This is a genomic window from Flavobacterium chungnamense (assembly GCF_039539165.1).
Taxonomy (GTDB): Bacteria; Bacteroidota; Bacteroidia; order Flavobacteriales; family Flavobacteriaceae; genus Flavobacterium; species Flavobacterium chungnamense.
In genome coordinates this window covers 23,670-40,067 of the sequence record NZ_BAABCS010000016.1, presented here as the reverse complement: position 1 = coordinate 40,067, position 16,398 = coordinate 23,670, and the positions used below count along the sequence as shown (strand labels likewise).

General features: G+C 30.9%; 17 protein-coding genes. 5 read left to right on the top strand and 12 right to left on the bottom strand.

What is annotated here, in order from left to right; genetic code table 11:
• Window positions 1–13 precede the first annotated feature (13 nt).
• Complete coding sequence (locus tag ABD771_RS08180; RefSeq protein WP_345093327.1) at window positions 14–751, top strand: lysophospholipid acyltransferase family protein; 738 nt, start codon at window positions 14–16, stop codon at window positions 749–751.
• A gap of 88 nt (window positions 752–839) precedes the next feature.
• On the opposite strand, the gene ABD771_RS08175 is transcribed toward ABD771_RS08180, so the two are convergent.
• The 4 genes from ABD771_RS08175 to recA form a co-directional block, all read right to left on the bottom strand.
• Entirely contained in the window at window positions 840–2,477 is a 1,638-nt protein-coding gene (locus ABD771_RS08175; protein WP_345093323.1) for a hypothetical protein, read from the bottom strand.
• Window positions 2,474–3,016: an RNA polymerase sigma factor gene (locus ABD771_RS08170; protein WP_345093320.1), complete on the bottom strand. Its 543-nt coding sequence runs from the start codon at window positions 3,014–3,016 to the stop codon at window positions 2,474–2,476. The genes ABD771_RS08175 and ABD771_RS08170 overlap by 4 nt, the downstream gene beginning before the upstream one ends.
• Before the next feature lie 10 nt (window positions 3,017–3,026).
• On the bottom strand, window positions 3,027–3,434 hold the full coding sequence (locus ABD771_RS08165) for a hypothetical protein (protein WP_345093317.1): 408 nt from the start codon (window positions 3,432–3,434) through the stop codon (window positions 3,027–3,029).
• 93 nt (window positions 3,435–3,527) lie between these two features.
• Entirely contained in the window at window positions 3,528–4,532 is a 1,005-nt protein-coding gene (gene recA, locus ABD771_RS08160; RefSeq protein WP_345093314.1) for a recombinase RecA, read from the bottom strand.
• 159 nt (window positions 4,533–4,691) lie between these two features.
• On the opposite strand from recA, the gene ABD771_RS08155 reads away from it, so the two are divergent.
• From ABD771_RS08155 to ABD771_RS08140, 4 genes are all read left to right on the top strand, one after another.
• Window positions 4,692–6,074: an alpha-amylase family glycosyl hydrolase gene (locus ABD771_RS08155; protein WP_345093312.1), complete on the top strand. Its 1,383-nt coding sequence runs from the start codon at window positions 4,692–4,694 to the stop codon at window positions 6,072–6,074.
• 37 nt (window positions 6,075–6,111) lie between these two features.
• A complete protein-coding gene (locus ABD771_RS08150) occupies window positions 6,112–6,843 on the top strand; it encodes a lysophospholipid acyltransferase family protein (protein WP_345093310.1) in 732 nt (243 codons plus the stop codon).
• 49 nt (window positions 6,844–6,892) lie between these two features.
• Window positions 6,893–7,882, top strand: a complete 990-nt coding sequence (locus tag ABD771_RS08145) for an acyl-ACP desaturase (protein WP_345093308.1) — start codon at window positions 6,893–6,895, stop codon at window positions 7,880–7,882.
• 101 nt (window positions 7,883–7,983) lie between these two features.
• On the top strand, window positions 7,984–8,631 hold the full coding sequence (locus ABD771_RS08140) for an HD domain-containing protein (RefSeq protein WP_345093306.1): 648 nt from the start codon (window positions 7,984–7,986) through the stop codon (window positions 8,629–8,631).
• Between the two features lie 33 nt (window positions 8,632–8,664).
• Here ABD771_RS08140 and ABD771_RS08135 read toward each other — a convergent pair whose 3' ends face one another.
• From ABD771_RS08135 to ABD771_RS08100, 8 genes are all read right to left on the bottom strand, one after another.
• The gene (locus ABD771_RS08135) at window positions 8,665–10,203 is read right to left on the bottom strand and encodes a hypothetical protein (RefSeq protein ID WP_345093304.1); all 1,539 of its coding nucleotides are present in this window, start codon (window positions 10,201–10,203) and stop codon (window positions 8,665–8,667) included.
• A 37-nt stretch (window positions 10,204–10,240) separates the two neighbouring features.
• A complete protein-coding gene (locus ABD771_RS08130) occupies window positions 10,241–11,023 on the bottom strand; it encodes an enoyl-CoA hydratase/isomerase family protein (protein ID WP_345093302.1) in 783 nt (260 codons plus the stop codon).
• A 4-nt stretch (window positions 11,024–11,027) separates the two neighbouring features.
• On the bottom strand, window positions 11,028–12,443 hold the full coding sequence (locus ABD771_RS08125) for a sensor histidine kinase (RefSeq protein WP_425556465.1): 1,416 nt from the start codon (window positions 12,441–12,443) through the stop codon (window positions 11,028–11,030).
• Window positions 12,444–12,559: 116 nt separating this feature from the next.
• Window positions 12,560–13,099 (bottom strand): CopD family protein, encoded by a 540-nt coding sequence (locus tag ABD771_RS08120; protein ID WP_345093296.1) that lies wholly within the window; start codon window positions 13,097–13,099, stop codon window positions 12,560–12,562.
• Window positions 13,099–13,773 carry a hypothetical protein gene (locus ABD771_RS08115; protein ID WP_345093293.1) on the bottom strand — a complete coding sequence of 225 codons (675 nt, stop codon included), beginning with the start codon at window positions 13,771–13,773 and terminating at the stop codon, window positions 13,099–13,101. The genes ABD771_RS08120 and ABD771_RS08115 overlap by 1 nt, the downstream gene beginning before the upstream one ends.
• A gap of 7 nt (window positions 13,774–13,780) precedes the next feature.
• Complete coding sequence (hemH, locus tag ABD771_RS08110) at window positions 13,781–14,797, bottom strand: ferrochelatase (protein ID WP_345093290.1); 1,017 nt, start codon at window positions 14,795–14,797, stop codon at window positions 13,781–13,783.
• Window positions 14,798–14,887: 90 nt separating this feature from the next.
• Complete coding sequence (locus ABD771_RS08105) at window positions 14,888–15,403, bottom strand: hypothetical protein (protein ID WP_345093287.1); 516 nt, start codon at window positions 15,401–15,403, stop codon at window positions 14,888–14,890.
• Entirely contained in the window at window positions 15,403–16,275 is an 873-nt protein-coding gene (locus ABD771_RS08100; protein WP_345093285.1) for a helix-turn-helix transcriptional regulator, read from the bottom strand. The genes ABD771_RS08105 and ABD771_RS08100 overlap by 1 nt, the downstream gene beginning before the upstream one ends.
• Between the last annotated feature and the right edge of the window lie 123 nt (window positions 16,276–16,398).

The following is a 16,398-nucleotide window of genomic DNA, read 5'->3' as shown; positions in this document are numbered from 1 at the left end:
TATTTTTGACGCTATGAGATTGCTAAAAATTATTTTTTGGGTCCTTTGGCGCGTTTGGTTTTATATTTTAATGGGCGCGCTTATCCTAATAATGTTGCCCTTTCTATTACTTTCAATTTTGAAAGAAGAATGGTATCCTTATTTTTTTGTGATGGCAAGAATTTGGGCCAAAGGCATCCTCTTAGGAATGGGTTTTTATACCAAAATTGAGAGAGATCAAGAGTTAGAAAAAGGCAAAAGTTATATGTTAGTCGCCAATCACACTTCAATGACGGATATAATGTTGATGCTTTCTGTTGCTCAAAATCCTTTTGTATTTGTTGGAAAAAAAGAATTGTCTAAAATTCCTCTTTTTGGTTTTTTTTACAAACGCACCTGTATTTTAGTAGATAGAAGTAGCCAAAAGAGTAGAATGGAAGTTTTTGCAAGAGCTCAAAAACGATTAAATCAGGGTTTAAGTATTTGTATTTTTCCAGAAGGCGGTGTTCCTGATGAAGCTATAATGTTGGATGAATTTAAAGATGGTGCTTTCAAATTAGCTATTGAACATCAAATTCCAATTGTTCCAATAACCTTTGCCGATAATAAAACTAGAATGTCTTATACTTTTTTAAGTGGAAGTCCAGGAATAATGCGAGCTAAAGTACATAAGTTTTTTGATACAAAAGGGAAAACATTAGAAGATAAAAAAGTTATAAAAGAAGAGATTCATTCCATTATTTTGAAACAATTGGAAGATTATAGTAAATAAAAAAGAGCGCCTAACTAAAGCGCTCTTTTCCGTTATTACTCGAAAGCAATAACACCACTTAACTAATTTTAAACTAATCTAACCTAACTTAAAAAGTATAATTTATTCCTGAGTATACTCCAAACACAAATGGTTTGAAATTTCCTGCATCGTTGTTAAATGTATTTATTTGATATTTAAAAACCGGTTCGATGCGCGCCTCAAGACGTTTAAAGAAACCATATTTTAATCCTAATCCTAAATTACCACTAAAGTGAACATTGTTCAAATTGTTTGCTTCACCAATTTTCAAATTCAATTCTGATGATTGAAGATAAATCTCATTTCTATTAAGAACTAATGTACTCATTCCTCCAATTAAATCAATTCCGAAATTCTTATCTAAAATTTTGTAGGTAACTTCAAGAGGCATCTCTATGTAACCTAATTTTTGATTTAAACTGCCTTCAAATTTTTGAATAGGTCTATTAAATAAAGTGTTTACATTACTTAGACTTTCAATGACTAAAAGAGATCCAGGCACATTAGGATTTAATCCACTTAATTTACTGCTTACTGTTGGAGTTTGATAATACAAAATTCCATTAGTATCGTAGTCAACATTTAAAATGTTTATTCCTGTTCTTATTTTTATTTTTTTATTTACCGCATAATTTACACCAATACCATAACTAATATTCTCAGCCGAATAGACTTTATCGTTATCTACTAATTTACTATCAAGTGGCGAACCATTTGAAGTTGAACTGAAATAAATAGGCGCAACATTAGAGGTAACTTGCCACCTATTTATTTTTTGTTCAGTAACTGTTTGCTTTTCTTTTTCAATTAGCAATTCTTCCAGCGCATTAGGCTCAACACTAGCAATTGATGTTGAGTCATTTTTTTTAATTATTGGTTCATCTGTTTTTGGTGTTAAAACAGCTGTTTTTCTATCTGATGTTGTATTCTTTACAATAGAATTATTCTCTTTTGACGGATTTACAACTTTATCAATAACACTATTATTTTTTTCTTTTTCTTTGGTTTCTTGTTGAACTAGAACTTCGTTACTTGACGAATTATTAGTTTTATTTTTTTCTTTTAAATCGTTATTTTTTTCAAAAGCAATTTCATTATTAGAATTAATATTGCTCAATTTCAACGATGTTTTTCTATTCTTATCTTTTTCAGAAGCATTGTTTACAAGTTGACCATCTGAATTTGATTTAATTTTATCAGTTTTAACCAATGGTTTTTTATTGATTTCAGAATTAGCAACCTGAGTTCCATTATTTGACTTAACGTCAATTTTATTTATTTTAGAATTTGTTTTATTATTCTTTTCAGATTGCGAATTTGTTTCTTTTACAACAACTACATTATTTACGTTGTTATCAGATGAAATGGTTTTTGAATTATCAAAATTTATGGTTTTACTTCCATTATTAACAACTGGATTCGTATTTTTATTTATAGAATCAGTTGTATTTTCTTTATCATTTTTCTCCTGATTTACAACCGAATTTTCATTGTCATTAGTTGTGTTCAAACTGTTGTAAGCAAAAAAACCAATTACTAAAGCAGCAGCAATACCCGATAGTTTCCACCAAAACGGAATTACTCTTCTTTTTTTCTTTTCTTTTAATTTGAGTTCGATGTTTTCCCAGATAAACTCTTCTGGCATAACCTCATGATTTTCAAATTTTTCTTGAAAGAGATTGTTTATATTTTTTCTTTCACTCATTTTATAAAAGGCATTTTTACACTGCCGGTATTATTTTCAATTTTTTCTTTCAATATCATTTTTGCTCTTGATAAATTTGATTTAGATGTTCCTACAGATATTCCTAACGAATCGGAAATTTCTTGATGGGAATAATTCTCAAAAACATTAAGATTAAAAACCAATCGATACCTGTCTGGTAATTCTTGAATAATTTTCATCAAAAAATCCATGGATACACTATCTTCTATTTCAACTTCAACTTCTTCGGCAATATCTTCGTCTATTGGACTTAAAAGACTTTTATTTCGATACTGTTGAAGAACTTGATTTACCATTACTCTCTTAATCCATCCATCAAATGAACCTTTGAATTCGAATGAACGAATTTTATCAAAAACCAATAAAAATCCATCTTGTAAATTATCTTGAGCTTCTGCATAATTGCGCGAATATTTTAAGCATACCGAGAACATCTTTGGAGCATATAGCTTGTACAATTGTTCTTGTGCTTTGATATCATTTTTTTTACAATCATGTATTAATTGTTCTAAACTCAAGAGCTTTATTTTAATGGTCTACTACTACATCATATTCTAAATAATGATCTACACCTTGCGTATCTGTTCCAGTCCAGAATTTAAAATGATACGTTCCTATTGCTGTTGGAAGAAACTTCAACGGCATTTCTAAAACAGTTTCGTTATCTATTTGACAATTATCTTGTTCAACTTTAATATTCTCTATTGCCACACTTCGCTCAAAACCATTGGATTCATAATAGAATTTACTAAACAAATGACAAGAGGATGGGCGTTTGTATTTGACAGTTATATTTGTTATGCTATCTTTAGCAAACTCTGTAGGCATAATAACCTGATAAATAGGGTTTATTTCATAAGTGTATGTTTGTTCTTCACTCACATCGCATGAGAAAAACACAAATGAAAACGCAATTAAAAAAACTATTTTTTTCATATTAATAAGATTCATTTATAGTTAGGATACAAAAAGTACAAAAAGGTTGCGTATAAATATAAAAAAAAATCCGCCGAAGCGGATAATTTATTTTTAAGCGTTATTTTCTTTGATTAATGCTTTGATTTTCAGTTCTAATTCGTCAGCCAATTCTGGATTGTCTTTTATTAATGCTTTTACTGCATCTCGACCTTGTCCTAATTTGGTTTCACCGTAGCTAAACCATGAACCAGCTTTTTTAATTATTTCAAATTCTACTGCCAAATCAAGTATTTCTCCTGTTTTAGAAACACCTTCTCCATACATAATGTCGAATTCGGCAGTTTTAAATGGTGGCGCAACTTTATTTTTAACCACTTTTACTTTAGTTCGATTTCCGATAACATTTTCACCATCTTTAATTTGTGATGAACGACGAATGTCTAAACGAACAGAAGCATAAAATTTTAAAGCATTTCCTCCTGTTGTAGTTTCAGGATTTCCAAACATTACACCAATTTTCTCTCTCAACTGATTGATGAAAAATACGGTACAATGTGTTTTGCTAATCGTTCCTGTCAATTTTCTCAATGCTTGCGACATTAAACGAGCGTGCAATCCCATTTTAGAATCACCCATTTCTCCTTCAATTTCACTTTTTGGAGTTAATGCAGCAACAGAGTCAATAACAACAATATCAATTGCTCCCGAACGGATTAAATTTTCAGCAATTTCTAAAGCTTGTTCTCCATTATCTGGTTGCGAAATAATTAAATTTTCAATATCAACACCTAATTTTTCAGCATAATTTCTATCAAAAGCGTGTTCTGCATCAATAAATGCTGCAATTCCACCTGCTTTTTGTGCTTCTGCAATGGCGTGAAGGGTTAAAGTAGTTTTACCTGAAGATTCTGGACCATATATTTCTATAATTCTTCCTTTTGGGTAACCGTTTACACCTAAAGCTAAATCTAAACCTAACGATCCTGAAGAAATAGTTTCTACTTCTTCAACGGCTTTATCGCCCATTTTCATTACGGTTCCTTTTCCGTAGGTTTTGTCTAATTTGTCTAGCGTAAGTTGTAACGCTTTTAATTTTGCATCTTTTTCTGAACTCATCTTTTCTATATTTTTGGCTTTTAAGTTGTAAAAATAAATAAAAAAACCTTGTAAAAGAAGTTTATAGAAATGAGTTTTAAACAATATTCTAAATAAGTCAATTTCTTTAAAAATTAGGTTTTAAAATTATCGGATTGTACCTTGCGGTAAAATATAAATATGAAAAATATATTCTCGAAAGGGCAGTTCTTTTTTTTAATTGCAATGCTTTTAATTGTTGGATGTAGTAAAGATGATTCATCAAACAATGTTGAGCCAACTCCTACACCAACTGAACCTGTTCAATATGAAACACCTTTTGCAGGAATTCCTAATACATCTGACATTGTCATGTATGAAATTAATGAAAGGGCTTTTAGTACTTCTGGTGATTTTGCTGGTATTATTTCACGTTTAGATCAAATAAAAGAACTAGGTGTAAATGTAATTTGGTTAATGCCAACAACACCAATAGGTAGTATAAATTCAATTAATTCACCTTATTGTGTTAAAGATTTCAAAGGAGTAAATCCTGAATTTGGTAATTTAGAAAACTTAAGAACACTTGTTAGAGAAGCTCATCAAAGAGGTATGGCTGTTATACTTGATTGGGTTGCTAATCACACATCTTGGGATAATCCATGGATTCAAAATAGGTCTTGGTATACGCAAGACTCTTCTGGAAACATTATTCATCCTGCAGGAACAAACTGGCAAGATGTTGCGGATTTGAATTTTAATAATTCTGCTATGAGATTAGAAATGATTAAGGCAATGAAATACTGGGTTTTAACAGCAAATGTTGATGGTTTTAGATGTGATGCAGCAGATTATGTTCCGTTTGATTTTTGGAAACAAGCTATTGATGATTTACGATTGATTCCAAATCGTGATATTATTATGTTTGCAGAAGGTTCAAGAGCAGATCATTTTACCGCAGGATTTGATATGAATTTTGGTTGGGATTTTTTCGGAAAGAATAAAAATGTATTCAAAAATAGCCATGCAGCAAGCGACTTATTTAATATAAGCACATTAGAATATTCTACGATTACATCGGGTAAACAAAAACTGCGTTTTACATCTAACCATGATGAATGCGCTTGGGATGACACACCACTTGGACTATTTGGCGGAATTCAAGCATCGTTATCAGCATTTGTAATTTCATCTTTTATGGACGGCGTTCCGTTAATTTATAATGGTCAAGAAGTTGGTTGCACAGTGAAGTTGCCTTATTTTAGTAATTCACCTATTAATTGGTCAACAAATCCAACTATGCTAACCGAATACAAAAGGTTAATTAACCTAAGAAATACGCATGCCGCTATTCGTACAGGAACTATAATTGATTTTTCTAGTGCTGATTTGGTAGCTTTTAAAAAGCAAAAAAATGCTGATGAGGTTTTTGTAATTGCAAATTCGAGAAATTCTGCCAAAATATTTACAGTTCCAACAGCACTAGTAGGAACAGTATGGATAAATACATCAGATAATACTTCAATTACATTAGGAAGTTCAATTAATTTGAGCGCTTTTGAATATACAATTTTAGTAAAGTAAAATTTTTATTACTTTAGCCAACAATTTTTTTTCAACTATGGAAAAGCTAATTTCTTATCCAATTTCGGTTATTTATTATTTGTGTTTTGGATTGTGTTTGGTAATTTTTCATCCGGTTCAATGGATATGTTTTAATTTATTTGGTTATCAAGCACATAAAAAAAGTGTAGACTATCTGAATTTCTTTTTAACAAAATGCACCAACCTATTAGGAACGACTTATACGTTTAAAAATCGAGAGGTAATTCCCGAAAATGTTCCAATTATTTTTGTGGCAAATCATCAAAGTTTGTATGATATTGTTGGAATGATTTGGTATTTAAGAAAGTTTCATGCCAAGTTTGTGAGTAAAAAAGAATTAGGAAAAGGAATTCCGAGTGTATCCTATAATTTGCGACATGGAGGTTCAGTTCTTATAGACAGAAAAGATCCAAAACAAGCCATTCCAACCATAAAAGGTTTGTCAGAATATATTGAAAAACACAAACGTTCGGCAGTAATTTTTCCTGAAGGAACAAGAAGTAAAGATGGAAAACCAAAGGAATTCGCACAAAGTGGATTGAAAATATTATGTAAATACGCTCCTTCTGCTTATGTTGTGCCAATTTCTATAAATAATTCGTGGAAAATGGTTAAATTTGGTGCTTTCCCAATGGGTTTAGGAAACAGATTGGAGTTCATTATTCATGAGCCTATTGCAGTAAAAGAGTTGCCGTTTGAAGAATTAATGAAAAAATCAGAAAAAGCAGTAGTTCAATCATTAAAATAATAATCAGATTTTATTTTGTCTCAAATCTAAAGTCTACAATACATACACAATGTCCATAAAAAATGTACGTCTAGAAGTAATGCAATTTCTAGATAATAAAGTTGACGAATTTGTCGATAAATTTTTAATTCCAATAGAAACTATTTGGCAACCATCTGATTTTTTGCCAGATTCTCAAAGTGATACGTTCTTTGAAGATGTAAAAGAAATTCAAGAAATAGCCAAAGATTTACCATATGATTTTTGGGTAGCAATGGTTGGCGATACAATTACAGAAGAAGCACTTCCAACCTACGAATCATGGTTGATGGATGTAGAAGGAATTGATAATGTAGAGCGTAATGGTTGGTCAAGATGGATTCGTCAATGGACAAGTGAAGAAAACCGTCATGGCGATTTATTGAATAAATATTTGTATCTATCAGGAAGAGTAAACATGCGTGAAGTTGAAATTACTACACAGCATTTAATTGCTGATGGATTTGATATTGGAACAGGTCGTGATCCTTATAAAAACTTTGTTTACACAAGTTTTCAAGAATTAGCAACTTATGTATCACACAATAGAGTTTCACAAATTGCCAAAGATTATGGTGATAAAAAACTGGCTAAAGTTTGTAAATTAATTGCAGGTGATGAAATGCGTCATCATCATGCATATTGTGAATTTGTTGATCAAATTTTTAAAGTAGATCCATCCGAAATGATGTTGGCTTTTCAATACATGATGAAACAAAAAATCACAATGCCAGCAGTTTTCTTACGTGAATCAGGTGAAAAAATAGGAGTTGCTTTTGAACAATTTTCTAATTCTGCTCAAAAATTAGGTGTCTATACAGCTAATGATTATGTAGATATTATGCAAAAATTAATTGACAAATGGCAAATTGATAAAATAGGGAATCTTACTGATGAAGCAGAGAAAGCAAGAGATTATCTAATGAAATTGCCAGGAAGAATGGCTAAAATTTCTGAACGGTTGGTGTTACCAGATGAAAATTATATTTTTAAATGGGTACAACCAGCTTTAGTAAAATAAAGAAAAAAGAAAATAGAGCAAAGAATATAGATGTTGATTTTTGAAGTTAATCCTCAAAAATCAACATTTTTTAATTCGTAAAATTTCGATAAAAATAATAAATGAATAATTTAATAGACAACACCATTCTTTTTGTAAAAGATAAACTAAAAGGTGCTGAAGCCGGTCACGATTGGTTTCATATTGAAAGAGTATATAAAAATGCTTTATTGATAGCTCAAGAAGAAGTTTGTGATGTTCAAATTGTAAAACTTGGTGCGTTACTTCATGATATTGCCGATAGTAAATTTAATGATGGAGATGAAACTGTTGGTTCAAAAGTAGCTCGTGAGTTTTTAGAATCGCAAAACACAGATGAAGAAACCATTGTTCATGTTATAAATATTATTGAAAACATCTCTTTTAAAGGAGGGAATTTTGCGAAGAAATTCAATTCAATTGAGCTTGAAATTGTTCAAGACGCCGATAGATTAGACGCCATTGGCGCCATTGGAATTGCAAGAACATTTAATTATGGTGGATTCAAAAATAGACAACTATATAATCCAGAAATTGCTCCCAAACTTAATATGAGCAAAGAAGAATATAAAAAAAGTGAAGCACCAACGTTAAATCATTTTTACGAAAAATTATTGTTGCTAAAAGATAAAATGAATACCAAAACTGGAAAACAATTGGCACAAGAAAGACATAAATTCATGGAACTATTTTTATCGCAGTTTTATGCCGAATGGGATGGAGAGAAATAAAAAAGAGAACCAAATTTGGTTCTCTTTTTAGTTTTACAAAGTAACTTTTAAAAGTTGTTTTTTCTTTCCTTTTCGTCCGATAAAATATACTGAATTGTTAGTGACAGCACCATCAGAAACCATAAACGGAACTTCACTATCTTTATCATCTAGTATTTCTTGATAGTCAAAATCACCATTTGGTTTAATTCTAATGATATTTAAATTAGAACGTTTGGCGCTTGTTTGTCCAAATTGAATCCTATCGTTACTTATTTTTTTAACTTTTTCTCCTGTGTTTATAAAGAAAAAAGTATCATCACCTTTGATAGTTGAAGTGTATGAAATATAAGAATCATCACCACTTGTTGCCTGACGTTTGTTGATGTTTCTTGCCCAAATTAAATCACCACTTTTATTAAGTTTTGCACTTACAATATCATTGTAATAATAAGTGGTTCTAGTGGACATTCCACCACCAGGCTGCATCATGGTTGTCGTAATCACATAAAATTCTTCGGCATTAAAAACAATATCACCAGATGCAGTAACAGAAATTCCTCTAAAAGAAAGGTTTCTTAATTCTTTATCTTTGTCTTTTCCGTATTTATCAATCATAAATTGCTCTGTAAACGGATTGAATTTAGATTTTTTTATAGCTAACGTTTTTGGATCCATTTCAAAATAACTCAAACCTTTGTATCGTGAATCCTTTCTATCAGAATAAAATCCTACACAACTAACTCGGTCTTCAAAAACAATCGTTTTTAATGATCCAGAATAATGTTCTTCTGTGTCAAAAACTTGAGTTGCAATTCCATCTTTAGTTATTCTTGACAGTTCATATTGGTATTTTCCACCGTCTTTTTTCTTTTTCTTTTCTGTAGTATAAACTTTTCCTAATAAATACAAAGTGTTTCCATCTTTAGAAACATCAATGTTTTCATATCTAAATTTTTTGTCTTTAATATCGCGTTTAAACTCGTGAATAAATTTCTGATTTAACTTAGCGTCAAATAAATATAACTTGTGTGTTTCTTGGTTTTTATTAGAAATATCTACAATAATAGAAAATGCCGTTTTATCTTCATTGACAATCATTTGAGCACCTGTATCGCCGTCGTAACCGCCACCAACTCCCCAAAAAGAAAAACCACTTACTTCTTCACTTGGAAGTGTAAAAAGTTCTTTTTTTGTAAAATTAAAATCGTTTATACTTGCAGAATTTGCGTTACAAACAAAGGCTTTTTGTTCTTTTACATAAGTAAAATCGATAATACTTACTTTGTCTCCGTTAACTATAATTCCCATAACACCACTTCTTTTAGAATCATACTCAAATTCTTTTATGAGTTTCATATTAGAATCATAATGTTCGAAATAATAGCCAAATGCACTAGAAAATGCACCTCCCATAAAGGAACGAACAATAATTAATCCGCCGTTTCCGTCTTCTTCAACTGACATAATTGTAGATCGTTTGTATTCGTCTTTGAAAACATCACTTTGTTGAATCTTAAAAGGAATGTCTTGCGCCTGCAATGAGACATTTGAAAGCAAAGCAATTGCAATGCAGGTAAAAAGTTTTTTCATGTAAAGTTTTTAGAGGTTATTTTTATTGGTATGCGTATTATTTTCCTTTAAAATCCGCTTTTCTTTTTTCTAAAAATGCAGTTGTTCCTTCTTTAAAATCTTCAGTTCCGAAGCATTTTCCAAAGTTTTTAATTTCGGTTTTATAACCATCGACACCGTCTTTGAAATTAGCATTGATAGCTTTTATGGCATATCCGATAGCTACAGGAGAATTACGCATAATTTTAGAAGCAATTCCTTTTGCAAATTCTATTAATTCTGCTTGTGGAACCACATGATTAACTAATCCATAAGTTTTTGCAGTTTCAGCATCCATCATTCCAGCAGTCATTACAATTTCCATCGCGCGGCCTTTTCCAACAAGTTGAGGTAAACGTTGCGTTCCTCCATAACCAGGAATTACTCCAAGTGAAACTTCTGGCAAACCCATTTTTGCATTTTCTGACGCTATTCTAAAATGACACGACATTGCCAATTCTAATCCGCCACCAAGAGCAAATCCGTTCACTGCTGCAATTACTGGAGTTTTTAAATTTTCTATAAAATCAAATAACAATTCTTGTCCTTGTTGAGCCAATTGCGCTCCTTCTTCAACAGAAAAATGTGCAAACTCAGAAATATCGGCTCCTGCAACAAATGCTTTTTCACCTTCACCTGTTAGAATAATAACTTTGGTAGCTACATCAGCATCTAATGTTTCAAAAGCGTTGTGCAATTCTTGTATGGTTGCCACATTTAAAGCATTTAATTTTGATGGCCTATTGATGGTAATTTGCCCAATTCCGTTTTCCGTAGAAAGTAGTATGTTTTCGAAGTTCATAATTTTATTTTTCAATTATTGGAAGCGAAACTATAAATGTTGTTCCTTTTCCTAATTCGGTTTCAAATGTAATAGTTCCTTTGTAATTTTCTATAATGTTTTTGATAATTCCTAAACCTAATCCCATTCCGCTTGTTTTTGTGGTGAATTTTGGTTCAAAAATATGCTCAATGTATTCCAATTCAATTCCAATTCCGTTGTCTTTTACAGTAATATTTACATTGTTTTCAACACGTTTTACTGCAACTAAAATTGATTTTTCTGTTTTTTCATCTGGAATGGCTTGAATGGCATTTTTGACTAAATTGGTTATAATTCTAATCAATTGCGTTCGGTCCATTATCGTGATAATTTCCTCTTCATCACTTTCAAATATGATGTATTCTTCATTGAAAATATCTAATGAAAATTCTACCACTTCTACCACATTTAGTGTTTCATTTTGTTGTGCTGGCATCGACGCAAAATTTGAAAAAGCTGAAGCAACCGAAGTCATGGTATCAATTTGCTGAATCAATGTTTTGGTATAATCGTTCAGTTTTTGTTTCAAATCAGGATCTTCTGGATTGAATTTTCGTTCAAAACTTTGGACAGTCAAACGCATAGGCGTAAGCGGATTTTTGATTTCGTGTGCCACTTGTTTTGCCATTTCGCGCCATGCTTGTTCACGTTCGGATTGTGCTAACATTGTTGCACTTTCTTCCAATTTATCAACCATGGCATTATAAGCTTTTATCAACGAATTAATCTCACGACTGTTGGCTTCAATTACGATCTTTTCGTTCTTTTGATTCAAACTAGTTTCGTTGATTTTATCGGAAATAGTTTTTAAAGATTGCGTGATATAGGAAGCTAAAAAGTAAGCCAAAGCAAAAGCAATAATCAACATAAAAAAGTAAACTTGACTCAATCGAATTAAGAATTCTTGAATTTCATTTTCATAAAAACTATCGTCGTCAACATAAGGTAAATTCAGTATTCCAAGTGGTTTGAATTTATCATCTTTAATCTGTGTGTAAGATGAACGATTTTTAATTCCATCCACACTTTTAATATCAACATATCTTTTTTCGATAGAAGATTGTACCAATTTGATAATGTATTTAGGAATAGGAGGCGAAATACTATCAACAGAAAACGATGCTTTAGAAGATTTTAAAAGATTTCCATTTAAACTGTAAATGTTTATTTCAACATTATGAATATCTGAAAGTTCGTGGATTTTGTCTTTAAAAATTAACGGCAGATTTTTTTCTGTTAACGGATAAGTGGTGTTAGATAATATATAATTAATGTGCTCCTTTACGGCATCTTCTTTACGTTCGAGACGCTCTTGATGGTAATTTCGAGCTTCATTTTTAAACTGAATCACAGAAATCGAAGCCATTAGAATGGAAGCAATCAAAATCAATACAATCATCGATAGGAAAATCCTAATTCGAAGTGAAAGCATTGACATTTTGAAGTTCTTCATTTGTTTGTTTTCTGTTTTCTGTTTTCAGTACCAGCTGTTAACTGAACACTTAAAACTGCCAACTATTTTTTTTCTCTTATTCTTTTGTAAAATTTGAATCCCAACATTATTATAATGGAAAATAAAAAGATTCCAACAACGCCATAAATCCAATTGAATTCATTTTTTAAAATTACTAAAAAAACAACTGCAAATAAAATAATTGTGGCACCTTCATTCCACAAGCGCATAAAATTAGAAGTGTACTTAAATGCATTATTCTGCAAATCTTTATAAATTAAATGACATTTATAATGATAAGCAAATAATAGTGCTACAAAAACTAGTTTTACATGCATCCACGGCATTTCTAGCCAAGTAGGATTCAAATCAAGTAGCCAAATTGCAAAAATAGTTGCTAAAATTCCGCTTGGCCAAGTAATGATGTACCAAAGTCGGTAGGTCATTATTTTGTATTGTTTCAATAAAATTTCTCTATCTGGCGATGGCATATTGTTGGCTTCAATTTGATAAACAAACAAACGAACAATATAAAATAATCCTGCAAACCAAGTGATGACAAATATTAAGTGAAGTGATTTTATGTAGTTGTAGAGTTCCATTATTGGTCAATTTTGTTAACATTTGGAAAACAATCTAATGTGAATTTTGCAATTCTGTTTTGCAATTTTATTGAGCTTTTTTTTATCATTTCAGCCGCCATTTTTTTTCTAATTAGTTCAGGTTTATTATAATCATCAGTTTCATAGAATCCACTATAAGAAATAATATCGGTCCAGTTTGAATATCTAGTTTTACTGGTATCGGAATCTAAAAAATTAAATAATTCTTCGGGAAATTTTTCAGCATATTTTCTCGCAGGAATTCCAGGATATTCGGCTAAAGCACCGTCAGATATTTCAATTGTTTTGTCTAAAATCCATCGATAAAAAGGTCTTAAATTTTTATCATTTGTTGCTGATAGGTTTAAAAGATTTTCGGTTAAATTTCCGTCAGTTGGCCGGTATTTTCCATAATAAAATGCAATAGCCAAAGAGTCACAATTTTTGTTTTCAATGTAAAATTTCACTGGTTTTCCATCAATAGAATCGACTTCAATATTATGTGTTAAATGAAATCCTGCTTGATAACTATTACTAACTGAAGTTTTCTTTTCAGTGCTCTTTAGTGTTGTTGAATCCAAAGTTTTACTTTCTAATTTTTTACTATCAGAATCTGTTTTTTTTGAACAAGAAAAAAGAATAAAACTTAAAAGAATTAAAAAGTAAATTTTCATATTAGTTTTATTTTTTCTTAAAATCCTCAATCCAATTCGCTACAACTCCACACCATTCGTCCTCATCATTCATACATGGAACTGCCATAAATTCTTCGCCACCATGATGTAAAAATTGTTCGTTAGCTTCCATAGCAATTTCTTCTAACGTTTCTAAACAATCGGCTACGAAAGCTGGAGTTACAACTGCTAATTTCTTAATTCCTTGTTCGGGCATTTTGTTGATTTCAACATCGGTGTAAGGCGTTAACCATTTGTCACCAGCCAATCTTGATTGGAACGTTTGACTGTATTTTCCTTCGGGAATTCCTAATAATTTTACTACTTGTTTTGTAGTTTCATAGCATTGATGACTGTAACAAAATTCATGTGCTGGCGAAGGCGTATTGCAACACGTTCTGTCCATTTTACAATGTGATTTGGTAACATCTGTTTTACGAATATGACGCTTCGGAATTCCGTGATACGAAAACAACAAATGATCGTAATCAAATCCTTCCAAATGCTTTTTCATCGAATTAGCTAATGCCTGAATATAATCAGGTTTATTGTAAAATGCAGGAACATTGGTAAAAGTCATTTCAGGAAAAAACTTCTGACGCAATTCTTCTGCTAAAACAACAATTGTAGTAGTCGAAGCCATAGCATGTTGCGGATATAAAGGCATCAGCATTACTTCGGTAACACCTTTGTCTTTCAATTCTTGCAATCCTTTTTGAATGGTTATTGTTCCATAACGCATTGCTAAAGCCACAGGAACATCAACTAGTTTTTGAACTTTTTGGTGCATTTTTTTTGAAAGAACTATTAAAGGAGAACCTTCGTCAGTCCAAATGCGAGCATAAGCTTCTGCCGATTTTTTCGGTCGCGTTTGTAAAATAATTCCTCGAACCAATAACGCACGTAATAAAAACGGAACGTCAATTACGTATTTATCCATTAAAAACTCATCTAAATACGGCTTAACATCTTTTGCGGTTGGACTTTCTGGAGATCCTAAATTTACAAGTAATACACCTTTCATAGTAAAATTTAATTTTTTGTAAAAGTAAATTATTCTTACTTTTTACATTTATGTTTATGTTTTTTTTATCGATTGTTTGATATACGAAATTTATTGGGTTTGATATTTTTTAAGCAAAGTCTCTAATTCAGAACCTTCAATACTTCCATTAACCTGAATTTTTTTGTTTTCTTGATTATTATATTTGATGTAATACATTTTACAGTCAAAACAAATACCAACAATTCCAATAACTTCTTTGCTGTTTTTTAAAATCAAAACCTCTCTGTATAACGGAAAACATTTATTGAGTTTATTCTTAGAAAAAACCTTTTCAATAAATAATGACTTAAAACCTTCAATGTCTTCACTTGAAAAATTTTTCTTTTCAAAATTTTCTTTTCTTTTAAAAAAAACATCATCATCTATTGTCGATTTATCATCTATTGTCGATTTATCATATTTGCTATTTATTTTTTCATTTATAGAATCATTTGGAATAATTTTCAATAAAGAGTCACTTTTCAAATGATAATATTCAATAGTATCAAAATTTGTAAAAAAGGGTTCTTTTTTACAAGAGATAAAACATAAAATAAACGCAAATAACACTATAACTTTTCTCATTATGTATTCGGATTTATCGACATCAAATATTTTTTCGGAGTTGTAGCAAATTTTTTCTTGAAAGCTGCAATAAAATGACTTCCGGTGCTGTAGCCAATTTTCAAACCCACTTCGTTTACATTATACGAACCGCTGTCTAATAATTGTCGAGCGTAATCCATTTTGTAATCAAATAGAAATCCGTAAACCGTATCGCCATAAATTTGTTTGAAACCCATTTTTAGTCTTTTCAAACTCAATCCAACTTGTTCTGCCAATTCCTCCAAACCTGGTGGTTCTGCCATATTTTGGATGATAATTTCTTTAGCTTTTTTGATCTTTAAAACATTTTCTTCATCTATCAAAAACGGACATTGTTCTGCATTTGGATCTTCCGAACGATTGAAATACAAACTCAACAATTCGTATCCTTTACCTTTATAGTAAAGATTTTTAATCGACGGATTCAAATTATAATGAAACAATTGACTTAAAACAATAGCCATCGACGGACTGATATCCGTTTCTTTATAGTATTTTTTATCCTTGTTTTCCTCGCTCAAAAAAGGAATATGTTCGGCTTCTGTAGAAAACAAACCATGAAATTTTTGAATGGATATAATAACTGAAATTATCCACGAATTTGGAGCGATTTCTAGATTCAAAGGCAATTCTTTTTGGGGATTGTAAAACAAAAGCGCTTTCTCTTCTCTCAAATCTAATGCATAATTTCCATCATTAAAGACAAATTTAGCTTTTCCCTTGATGCCAAAATGAAATTGAATAAGACCTTGATTAACATGTCTTTTCACGTGAAAACTCTCATTTCCATCATTTTGAAAACGAATTAAGGTAAAATCATTTTCAATTTTTATTTCTTCTTGTGAACCCATAGCGATATTTTTTCGTATATGATTTTGGAATCATGTCATCCACTTATTTAGAATTAATCTATATAAGTTATTCTGAAAGACTTGGTTTCATTGCAAATTTATAATAAATAACGCTAAAAAGTC

What these genes read in the sequence shown, in the direction of transcription:
- ABD771_RS08105 (WP_345093287.1), bottom strand. Translation starts at nt 15,403, where the DNA reads ATGAGAAAAGTTATAGTGTTATTTGCGTTTATTTTATGTTTTATCTCT.
- ABD771_RS08130 (WP_345093302.1), bottom strand. Translation starts at nt 11,023, where the DNA reads ATGAACTTCGAAAACATACTACTTTCTACGGAAAACGGAATTGGGCAA.
- ABD771_RS08165 (WP_345093317.1), bottom strand. Translation starts at nt 3,434, where the DNA reads ATGAAAAAAATAGTTTTTTTAATTGCGTTTTCATTTGTGTTTTTCTCA.
- ABD771_RS08115 (WP_345093293.1), bottom strand. Translation starts at nt 13,773, where the DNA reads ATGAAAATTTACTTTTTAATTCTTTTAAGTTTTATTCTTTTTTCTTGT.
- recA (WP_345093314.1), bottom strand. Translation starts at nt 4,532, where the DNA reads ATGAGTTCAGAAAAAGATGCAAAATTAAAAGCGTTACAACTTACGCTA.
- ABD771_RS08100 (WP_345093285.1), bottom strand. Translation starts at nt 16,275, where the DNA reads ATGGGTTCACAAGAAGAAATAAAAATTGAAAATGATTTTACCTTAATT.
- ABD771_RS08135 (WP_345093304.1), bottom strand. Translation starts at nt 10,203, where the DNA reads ATGAAAAAACTTTTTACCTGCATTGCAATTGCTTTGCTTTCAAATGTC.
- ABD771_RS08180 (WP_345093327.1), top strand. Translation starts at nt 14, where the DNA reads ATGAGATTGCTAAAAATTATTTTTTGGGTCCTTTGGCGCGTTTGGTTT.
- ABD771_RS08175 (WP_345093323.1), bottom strand. Translation starts at nt 2,477, where the DNA reads ATGAGTGAAAGAAAAAATATAAACAATCTCTTTCAAGAAAAATTTGAA.
- ABD771_RS08155 (WP_345093312.1), top strand. Translation starts at nt 4,692, where the DNA reads ATGAAAAATATATTCTCGAAAGGGCAGTTCTTTTTTTTAATTGCAATG.
- hemH (WP_345093290.1), bottom strand. Translation starts at nt 14,797, where the DNA reads ATGAAAGGTGTATTACTTGTAAATTTAGGATCTCCAGAAAGTCCAACC.
- ABD771_RS08120 (WP_345093296.1), bottom strand. Translation starts at nt 13,099, where the DNA reads ATGGAACTCTACAACTACATAAAATCACTTCACTTAATATTTGTCATC.
- ABD771_RS08145 (WP_345093308.1), top strand. Translation starts at nt 6,893, where the DNA reads ATGTCCATAAAAAATGTACGTCTAGAAGTAATGCAATTTCTAGATAAT.
- ABD771_RS08150 (WP_345093310.1), top strand. Translation starts at nt 6,112, where the DNA reads ATGGAAAAGCTAATTTCTTATCCAATTTCGGTTATTTATTATTTGTGT.
- ABD771_RS08140 (WP_345093306.1), top strand. Translation starts at nt 7,984, where the DNA reads ATGAATAATTTAATAGACAACACCATTCTTTTTGTAAAAGATAAACTA.
- ABD771_RS08125 (WP_425556465.1), bottom strand. Translation starts at nt 12,443, where the DNA reads ATGATTGTATTGATTTTGATTGCTTCCATTCTAATGGCTTCGATTTCT.